The sequence below is a fragment of the Gordonia sp. (in: high G+C Gram-positive bacteria) genome (assembly GCF_020438995.1).
Classification (GTDB): domain Bacteria; phylum Actinomycetota; class Actinomycetes; order Mycobacteriales; family Mycobacteriaceae; genus Gordonia.
The window spans coordinates 1-3,703 of sequence record NZ_JAGQTN010000135.1 but is presented as its reverse complement, the minus strand read 5'-3'; the positions used below and the strand labels follow the sequence as shown (position 1 = coordinate 3,703).

The 3,703-nt window shown below is 68.0% G+C and carries 3 protein-coding genes and 1 pseudogene; all 4 read left to right on the top strand.

The genetic code is table 11. The features are described 5' to 3' along the window. Positions 1–167: pseudogene (locus KDB67_RS10510) on the top strand (phosphoribosylglycinamide formyltransferase); the annotation flags it as partial. Beyond that, positions 164–1,741, top strand: coding sequence for a bifunctional phosphoribosylaminoimidazolecarboxamide formyltransferase/IMP cyclohydrolase (purH, locus tag KDB67_RS10505; RefSeq protein WP_291015557.1), 1,578 nt, complete (start codon positions 164–166; stop codon positions 1,739–1,741). The pseudogene KDB67_RS10510 and the gene purH, both read left to right, overlap by 4 nt. A gap of 246 nt (positions 1,742–1,987) precedes the next feature. After that, positions 1,988–2,731, top strand: coding sequence for a sulfite exporter TauE/SafE family protein (locus KDB67_RS10500; RefSeq protein WP_291015555.1), 744 nt, complete (start codon positions 1,988–1,990; stop codon positions 2,729–2,731). 179 nt (positions 2,732–2,910) lie between these two features. Continuing rightward, positions 2,911–3,703 (top strand): ABC transporter permease subunit (locus KDB67_RS10495; protein ID WP_291015559.1); only part of this gene is annotated, 793 nt, incomplete at its 3' end.

Genomic DNA, 3,703 nt, shown 5'->3' with positions numbered 1-3,703 from the left:
CCGGACCGATCCTGGCTCAGCGGGCCGTCCAGATCGCCGACGACGACACCGCCGACACCCTGCACGAACGGATCAAGATCATCGAGCGCGAACTGCTCGCAGACATGGTGACCGCCCTGGTCGCCAAAGGTGTTGTCATCGAAGGACGAAAGGCCCGCATCCCGTGAACGCTCCTCTCTCAGCCGACGGCCGCCGACCCATCCGCCGGGCGCTCGTGAGTGTCTACGACAAGAGCGGGCTGCCCGAACTCGCCGCAGCCCTGCACGCGGCGGGGGTGGAGATCGTCTCCACCGGCTCCACCGCCAAGACCATCGCCGACACCGGCGTCCCGGTCATCGAGGTGTCCACCCTCACCGGATTCCCCGAATGCCTTGAGGGACGGGTCAAGACGCTCCATCCCAAGGTGCACGCCGGCATCCTCGCCGACACCCGCAAGGACGATCACCTGAGCCAGCTCGCCGAGCTCGGTGTCGAGGCCTTCGAACTAGTCGTGGTCAACCTGTACCCGTTCACCCAGACGGTGGCTTCCGGTGCCTCGCCGGACGAGTGCGTCGAGCAGATCGACATCGGCGGACCGTCGATGGTGCGCGGTGCGGCCAAGAACCATCCGTCGGTGGCTGTGGTGGTCAACCCCGGTGACTACGACGACGTGACCGCGGCCCTCGGCGCCGGCGGCTTCACCCTCGCACAGCGTAAGCAGCTGGCGGCCAAGGCTTTCCGTCACACGGCCGACTACGATGTGGCCGTCGCGTCGTGGATGTCGAGCGTCGTGGCGCCGTCGGAGGACGGCAGCGTGTTCCCCGAATGGGCCGGAGCGAGCTGGGAACGCAAGGACGTGCTGCGGTACGGCGAGAACCCGCACCAGGCCGCCGCGCTCTACCAGTCGGTGCACGCGCCGTCGGGTCTGGCCACCGCCGAGCAACTGCACGGCAAGCAGATGAGTTTCAACAACTACACCGATGCCGACGCCGCCTGGCGCAGCGCCCACGACTTCGACGGTCCCGCGGTGGCGATCATCAAGCACGCCAACCCCTGTGGCATCGCCGTCGGTGCCGACATCGGCGAGGCGCACCGCAAGGCACACGCGTGCGATCCGGTCAGCGCGTACGGCGGCGTGATCGCGGCCAACCGCGAGATCACCGTCGAGATGGCCGAACAGGTCGCCGAGATCTTCACCGAGGTGCTTATCGCTCCCGGTTTCGCCGACGGCGCGCTGTCGGTGCTCACCCGCAAGAAGAACATCCGCGTGCTGCGGGCGGTGCCGCCTACGCCGGGTGGGGTGGAGACCCGTCCGGTGTCCGGCGGCCTGCTGATCCAGCAACGCGACGTGATCGACGCCGAGGGCGACGACCCGGCAAACTGGACCCTCGCCGCCGGTGACCCGGCCGACGCCGACACCCTCGCCGACCTCGAATTCGCCTGGCGCGCATGCCGAGCCGTCAAGTCCAATGCCATCCTGCTGGCATCGGGCGGCGCGTCGGTGGGCGTGGGCATGGGCCAGGTCAACCGGGTCGATTCGGCGCATCTGGCCGTCAACCGGGCGGGGGAGCGCGCCCAGGGCAGCGTCGCCGCCTCCGACGCATTCTTCCCGTTCCCCGACGGCCTGCAGGTATTGATCAACGGCGGCGTCAAAGCCGTTGTACAGCCCGGTGGTTCGATCCGTGACACCGAGGTGATCGCAGCTGCCGCAGAGGCCGGAGTCACCCTCTACCTCACGGGCGCCCGCCATTTCGCCCACTGATCGTCCGGCCGTGCCCCGGTCGGGTGCCTCGGGTCACCGGACCCCTCGTGACCCTCGCTCGTTCCTCGCATCGGCCTCGGGGATCAAGAATCCTCCCGCCATCTTGATCGCTGAGGGTCCTTGCGCTCTCGTGGTGGGTGAGGGCTTTCCCGTCATCTTGATCCCTGAGGAGCGGTCTGCGAGCTTGCGAGCCGACCGCGACGCGTTGGGTCCGGTGACCCTCCGCTCTCAACGCGGCCACCTCCTATGAACCCGGTCACCGAATTCATCTTCCTGCTCGCCGCGGGTTTCGGGGCCGGGCTGATCGGTTTTGTGACGGGTCTGGCGTCGGTGGTGAGCTATCCGGCGCTACTGGCCGTGGGCCTGAGTCCGGTGGCGGCGAACGTCACCAACACGGTGTCGGTGGTGGCGGTCGGTATCGGCAGCACCTCCAAGGCGGGAAAGGCGCTGTTCGACGGTGAGCGGCGCCGCACCTGGTCGGGCATCGCCGCATCACTGATCGGCGGTGTCATCGGCGCCGCGGCGCTGCTGCTCGGCTCCGAGGACTCGTTCGAGATCATCGTCCCGTTCCTGGTGGCGATCGCCGCCCTGGCGCTGCTATGTCAGCCCGCGTTGCGCAGGATCGCCACGCACGAGGATCGGCCGTGGCTGTTCTTCCTCGGGATGCTGGCCATCTCGGTGTACGGAGGCTACTTCGGCGCCGGTGCCGGAATCATGGTGCTGGCGCTGATGCTGATCGTCACCAGTGAACCACTGTGGAAGGCAGCACTTTCCAAGTCACTGTTCCTCGGCATCTCCAATACAGTTGCCGCCGTGGCCTTCATGATCTGGGGCCCGGTCGACTGGTGGGCGGCACTGGCGATGGGCATCGGCTGTTTCGCCGGCGGCTGGTGCGGCCCGCCCGTGGTCAAGCGGCTGCCCGAACGCCCGCTGCGCATCACCATCGGCATCGGCGGCCTGCTCCTGGCCGTCTGGCTCGCTGTCCGCTGAGGTCTGCGGTTGCGGCCGGGTTCGTCGGGACCCGGCCGCACCGCGTCGGGTGTGGTGCACCCATCGCAGTGTGACTGACATCGCCCGGCGGCGCGGACATTACTTCACCGCGAAGTTAACTCTGTCCCTCGTCCTTCCATCGGACTACATCTTCTCGGGTGAGTCTGACTTCTGAACCGCTGCTCGACGCCGCGGCACCGCCCGCACCGGGCCGGGCCGACGCGTCCTCGCGTCTGCGGACCCTGGGATCCCAATGGGGACTGCCGCTGCTGTCGGTGGTGGTGTTCCTGATCGTGTACCAGCTCGTCGCCATCAGCGGCATCTGGAGCGAAACCTTCGTACCCAAGATCGGCACGGTCTGGGACGCCTTCATCGACTTGTCGACCACGCACGACGGGGTGCGCGGGTACGCCGACTACTTCTGGTGGGAACACCTGTACATGACGTTGCGCAGGGTACTGGCGGGCGTGGTGATCGGTGTGGTCGCCGGTGTGCTGCTGGGTCTGGCGATGGGTTCGGTCACCTGGCTGCGCCGCTTGCTGGAGCCGTGGCTGACGTTCCTGCGGGCGCTGCCGCCGCTGGCCTACTTCTTCCTGCTGGTGATCTGGCTGGGCATCGACGAGTCGCCCAAGGTCACGCTGTTGGCACTGGCCGCGCTGCCGCCGGCGGCGGTGGCCACCACCGCGGCCGTCAGTGCCGCGCCGGTGGCGCTCATCGAGGCGGCCCGGGCGCTCGGCGCCTCCCGCACCGAGGTGATCCGCGATGTCGTGGTGCCCGCCGCGCTGCCCGAGACGTTCACCGGTATCCGGTTGGCCGTCGGCATGGCGTACTCGTCGGTGGTGGCCGCCGAACTGTTCAACGGCATCCCCGGAATCGGTGGTGTGGTCAAGGACGCCAGTAATTACAACAACACCCCCGTCGTCCTGGTCGGCATCGTGCTGATCGGTCTGTCCGGTCTGATCATCGACGGGG

Excerpts from the sequence above, each read along its gene's own strand:
- KDB67_RS10500 (WP_291015555.1), top strand. The coding sequence starts at position 1,988 with ATGAACCCGGTCACCGAATTCATCTTCCTGCTCGCCGCGGGTTTCGGG.